This window comes from Acidimicrobiales bacterium (genome assembly GCA_035540975.1).
Lineage (GTDB): Bacteria > Actinomycetota > Acidimicrobiia > Acidimicrobiales.
On record DATLFN010000083.1, the window covers coordinates 1 to 4707 of the forward strand.

At 73.5% G+C, this 4707-nt stretch carries 6 protein-coding genes; all 6 read right to left on the reverse strand.

Annotated features, from left to right (window positions below; all coding sequences use genetic code 11):
- Positions 1-254: 254 nt before the first annotated feature.
- The 6 genes from VM242_09365 to cobJ are packed head-to-tail and all read right to left on the reverse strand — an operon-like array spanning position 255 to position 4551.
- Positions 255-1103: a sirohydrochlorin chelatase gene (locus tag VM242_09365; GenBank protein ID HVM05369.1), complete on the reverse strand. Its 849-nt coding sequence runs from the start codon at positions 1101-1103 to the stop codon at positions 255-257.
- Entirely contained in the window at positions 1096-1830 is a 735-nt protein-coding gene (locus VM242_09370; protein ID HVM05370.1) for a CbtA family protein, read from the reverse strand. The genes VM242_09365 and VM242_09370 overlap by 8 nt, the downstream gene beginning before the upstream one ends.
- A gap of 57 nt (positions 1831-1887) precedes the next feature.
- Positions 1888-2079 (reverse strand): hypothetical protein, encoded by a 192-nt coding sequence (locus tag VM242_09375; protein ID HVM05371.1) that lies wholly within the window; start codon positions 2077-2079, stop codon positions 1888-1890.
- Positions 2079-2690 (reverse strand): precorrin-8X methylmutase, encoded by a 612-nt coding sequence (locus tag VM242_09380; protein HVM05372.1) that lies wholly within the window; start codon positions 2688-2690, stop codon positions 2079-2081. Before VM242_09380 ends, VM242_09375 begins: the two co-directional genes overlap by 1 nt.
- Complete coding sequence (locus VM242_09385; GenBank protein HVM05373.1) at positions 2687-2887, reverse strand: 4Fe-4S binding protein; 201 nt, start codon at positions 2885-2887, stop codon at positions 2687-2689. The genes VM242_09380 and VM242_09385 overlap by 4 nt, the downstream gene beginning before the upstream one ends.
- The gene (gene cobJ / locus VM242_09390; protein ID HVM05374.1) at positions 2884-4551 is read right to left on the reverse strand and encodes a precorrin-3B C(17)-methyltransferase; all 1668 of its coding nucleotides are present in this window, start codon (positions 4549-4551) and stop codon (positions 2884-2886) included. The genes VM242_09385 and cobJ overlap by 4 nt, the downstream gene beginning before the upstream one ends.
- Between the last annotated feature and the right edge of the window lie 156 nt (positions 4552-4707).

A 4707-nucleotide genomic window follows, 5' to 3' on the forward strand; every position in this document is an offset into this window, starting at 1 on the left:
GGTGCTGGCCGGTATCGGAACCGTCAGCGTGGGAGGGAGCCCCAGCTCGTTGGTGGACCCTGCTTTCAAGGCCCACCCAGGGCACTCAGGACCTACATCTTCAGTGATCGCCTTCCTACAGACTCAGGTGATCCTCAACAACCAACGAGATTGAGCCCCTTCAACAGACCTGGTCGCCCTGCGTCACCCGTTTTTGTCGTACTTCGGGACGTCTGAACCTGGCTAAACACCGGACCCAAGTAGACGTGAAGCGCTCAGTGGCGATGCTCAGCGGCCAGGTGGGAGTGGCCCCGGCCAAGTGCCTGGCCGACGCGGCCCTCGAGCCCGGGAAAGGGACGGCGGTAGGCGCAGGCGTCACAGTTCATGCGCACCTGGCCGCCCATTGCCTCTTCGAACCGGGCCAGCGTGAGCTCTGCGACGACAGGGTCAGGGCCGAACCACCCGGCCTCGGTCACGCCCAATCCGGTGCGTTGGCGTAGGGCGGCCACGTCGCTCGCGATGCGGTCGAGGAGCACTCCGGTGGCCAGGAACCAAGTGAAGACGGTGAGTGGCCCGTCGGCCAGTCGGGTGAGCTGGTCGAGCGACTCGGGCACGGTGGGCCACGTCACGCCCGAGAATCCGGCGACGACCACCGGCGCACCCGTCGACTCGGCCACGAGCCGGGCCGCCTTGCAAACCTCGGCGTTGGCGTCGGGATCCGATGTGCCCCGGCCGATGACCGCAAGCGGTCGTGCGGCACCCCCCACGGCGGCGACCCGCTTGGCTGCCAGCGACACGAGGGCGTGGTCGACCCCGAAGGGACGGCCGTAGGTGACCTCGACGTCCGGGTGGCGCAGACGTGCCTCTAGGACCAGGGCGGGCACATCGGACTTGCTGTGGCCGGCAGCGTGGAGCATGAGCGGGACGACGCCGATGCGATCACAGCCGCGGCCGACGAGCCGATCGAGAGCGCGGCCGGCCGGAGGATCGCACAGCTCGAGGTACCCGAGCTCGACCGGCAGGGAGGGCTGCCGAGCCATCACCTCATTGGCAAGCGCCTGCATCTCGCCCTGGCCGGCCGGCGATCGCGACCCGTGGGCCACCAGAAGAAGGCCGTCAGACATGGACGGCCTCCCCGGCGGCGGTGCGGACGGCGTCCGGCCTGGCCTCACGTCGGACGAGGAGCCAGCCGAGCGTCAGGCCCGTCACCGTCCAGAACACGAGAGCTCCGCCGAGGGAGGCGACGCGGAAGCTCCAGACCAGCTGCGCCGGTGCAGTATTGGGGTCGGGGGTGGGAGGGAGCCCGACGATGGCCACGCCGATCATCGCCGCATAGGCCGACGCGACCAGGCCGGCGCGGCGCGGTTCGTGCACTCCACGGGCAGCGAGGGTGCGCCATAACCGCCACGCTGACCAGCTGGCGACCACCGAACACGCGAGGAGGATCAGGTACAGGGCGGTGCGACGCCCGACGCTGACGCCGTCCCCGACAGAGGGCGGGTTGGCCGGGTACTTGACCGCCGGCACCAGGGCGAGGGTGACGAAGCCGGTCAGAGCCAGGACCACTGCGCGGCGCCAGTCGTCCCGGAACGGGAGGCGGTGGCGGACGGCGGCGAACACGACGCCCACGACCACCCCGAGCAGGGCGCCGTAGACAACGGATCCGACCATGCCGCCGACGACCTGGACGGTACGGGAGAACATCTCCTGATGGCCGGTGACGGCGTCGGCAGCCGCCTCACGGGCGATGGCCTCGGAGAGGGGTCGCTCGCCGACGCCGAAGAGGAACAGGGCGAGGGCACCACCACCGGTCGCGCCGGCCATGGCCCCGAGCTTCAGGTATCGAGTCATTGGACGATCCTTGCGAGAGACGGAGGGGGCCGGCCCGGAGACCGGCCCCCAGAGCCGTTAGTGACAGGGGACGCCGACGAAGTGGCGGGCGTCATGGAACAGCTCGTGGACGGTGCTCGCGCTCCGGGAGAGCACCAGCCCGTTGTCAAGGGCCAAGAGGTACACGGCCAGGACGGCCATGGCGGTGAAGAGCCACGCCCACAGCGGGACACGCACGGGTTGGAGGACAACGAGTTCCTGCAGAGTCATCACCTCCTCCCTGTGGGTGGGGCCGCGGGATCGGCTGCGGCCAGGCGGGCGAGGGCGTTGACGGCGGCGGCGGCCACGGCCGAACCACCCTTGTCGCCCACGTTTGTCATCGACGGTACGGCGCACGCCCGGGCCAGTTCCTTGGCCTCGGCGGCGCCGACGAAACCGACCGGGAGACCGACGAGGAGGGCGGGCAGGAAGGAACCCGACTCGACGAGGCGCACGGCCTCCACGAGTGCAGTCGGAGCACAGCCGACGACGACGACCGCGCCGGCGGGGTGACGCCCGGCCGCGAGGCGCAGGCCCGCGGCGCTGCGGGTGAGCCCGCCGTCGCCGGTCGCCTCGCGCAGGTGGCAGCAGGCGCCGAGCGAGGGCATGCCGGCCAGCACCATCTCGACGTCGGCGATCACGGGGGCACCGGCTCGCAGGGCCTCCACACCGGCGTCGACCGCCGCCTCGTCGACGACCATCGTCGTGGCGAACTCGAGATCGGCGCTGGCGTGGATGACCCGGGCCACGACGGCCCGCGGGCCCGGCGGCCACGCCGACAGGTCGACCCGGTCGCCGAGACGGCGGTAGCTCTCCGCCTCGATCGGGTGGACCTCGGTCATCGGACGGCCACGGTGATGGCGTCGACCGGGCAGACCTCGATGCACGCCAGGCATGCGGTGCACCGCGAGGCGCTCGCCACCGGCTTGCGCGGAGCCGGGGCCAGTGCGCCCTCCGGGCACGTGGCCAGGCACAGCCCACAGGCGGTGCAGCGGTCGGTGACCTCGATACTGAGCACGCCCGCCCACGCCCGGGTCATGGCCTGTACCCGCGGGGCGTCACCATGCGAGCATCGACGACGGCAGTGGCCGACGAGCCGATCACGACGCAGGTGGTCATGCCGACATCCGCCGGATCGAGGTCGCCCAGGGTCGTGACGACGGCCTTCTCGCCCGGCCGGCCGGCGTCGGTGACGACGCCCACCGGCGTGGAATCCGGGCGCGACCCGAGCAGGATCTTGCGGGCCGCCTCGAGCTGCCAGTCACGCGTGCGGGAGCGCGGGTTGTAGAGCGCCACGACCAGATCGGAGTCAGCCGCGGCGCGCAACCGGCCCTCGATCACGTCCCAGGGCGTCAACAGGTCGGACAGGCTGATCGAGACGTGGTCGTGGCCGAGGGGCGCACCCAGGATCGCCGCCGCCGCCGACGCGGCGGTGACGCCGGGGACCACCTCGATGTCGAGCCCGGGTGCCACCTCGCCCGCCAGTTCCAGCACGATGGAGGCCATGGCGTAGACCCCGGCGTCGCCCGAGCACACCACGGCCACCGAACGGCCGGCGGCGGCCCGCTCCAGGGCGCTGCGGGCCCGCTCGACCTCGCGGCCGATGGGTGAGGGCACCAGCTCGTGGGCCGGCGTGAGGAGGTCGGCCGCCTGCTCGACGTACGGCCCGTACCCGATGACGACCTGGGCCCGGCGCACGGCCGCTGCCGCCGCCGGCGTGCGGTGCTCGGGGCCCCCCGGCCCGAGCCCGACCAGCGCCAGGTGGCCACGGGGCCGGGAGCGCCGGGCGACGGCCACCGTGGCCACGGCGTTCTTCTGCTTGGCCACGACGAGGCACGCGCCCGGCCCGGCGGCCAGCAGGGCGGCCGCCTCGGCGACGCTCGGAGTCCCGACCGCGCCGTCCACCACGGTGCTCGGGGAGGGGACGGCCACCCCGGCCAGCTGGCCGGCGCCGAAGGAGCGCACCGGCAGCCCGAGGCGGGTCACGGCGGGGTGGCCGGCCCGGCGGTCGATGGTGGCCACCTCGCCCAGGCTGGCCGGCGCCAGCCCGGCGCCGGCCAGGGCCGAGGCCACCAGCTCGGCCACGGCGGCCGGGCCGGCGTCGGTGGAGGTGCCCACCCCGGCCACCAGGCTGGGTGGATGGAGGACAACCGTCCCCGGTCGTGGCGCCGTGGCCAGGTCGGTGACGACCACCCGCTCCGGCCCGCCCCCGAGGGGCGTGAGCCCGGGCGGCAGGGGCCAGTCGACCCCGGCCTCGACCAGGGGCAGGCGCCCGTCGAGCAGGGCGGCGGTCACCCCGGACACGTCGCCGACAGCGACGAAGCCGGGAAGGGCGTCGAGGCCAGGCACACCGGCCGCGTCGGTGGCGGTGGTGACGACCGGCTCGGCGCCCAGCAGCGCCGCCACCTGGCGGGCCAGGGCGTTGGCGCCCGCGGCGTGGCCGCCGACCAGGGCCACGACGTGCCGGCCGGCTTCGTCGACGCACACCACCGCCGGGTCGGTGCGCTTGTCGTCGAGCAGCGGGGCGATGATGCGCACCGCCGCGCCGGTGGCGAGGAAGAGCACGAACCCCTCCACGTGTTGCCACCGCCCGCGCACGGTCTCGGCCACCTGCCCGTGGGCGTGCTCGAAGGGCAGCCGCTCCGCCAGACGGCGCCCGGCCTCGGTCACCGAGACGGCGAGCACGGTCGCCGGGCCGGTCATGTAAGCACCTCGGGGCCACCACTCGGCTCGGGGCACGGGGTCAGATGGGTGCCCCGGTGGTTTCGGGACGAGGCGAGCAATGTCGGTCTGCGGGTCGCGTGTTGAGCGTGTCGCCGCGCAGCAGTGATTGCCTGTTCCGGGCCCGCCACGGACGCC

What these genes read in the sequence shown, in the direction of transcription:
- VM242_09365 (HVM05369.1), bottom strand. Translation starts at nt 1,103, where the DNA reads ATGTCTGACGGCCTTCTTCTGGTGGCCCACGGGTCGCGATCGCCGGCC.
- VM242_09385 (HVM05373.1), bottom strand. Translation starts at nt 2,887, where the DNA reads ATGACCCGGGCGTGGGCGGGCGTGCTCAGTATCGAGGTCACCGACCGC.
- VM242_09370 (HVM05370.1), bottom strand. Translation starts at nt 1,830, where the DNA reads ATGACTCGATACCTGAAGCTCGGGGCCATGGCCGGCGCGACCGGTGGT.
- VM242_09380 (HVM05372.1), bottom strand. Translation starts at nt 2,690, where the DNA reads ATGACCGAGGTCCACCCGATCGAGGCGGAGAGCTACCGCCGTCTCGGC.
- cobJ (HVM05374.1), bottom strand. Translation starts at nt 4,551, where the DNA reads ATGACCGGCCCGGCGACCGTGCTCGCCGTCTCGGTGACCGAGGCCGGG.
- VM242_09375 (HVM05371.1), bottom strand. Translation starts at nt 2,079, where the DNA reads ATGACTCTGCAGGAACTCGTTGTCCTCCAACCCGTGCGTGTCCCGCTG.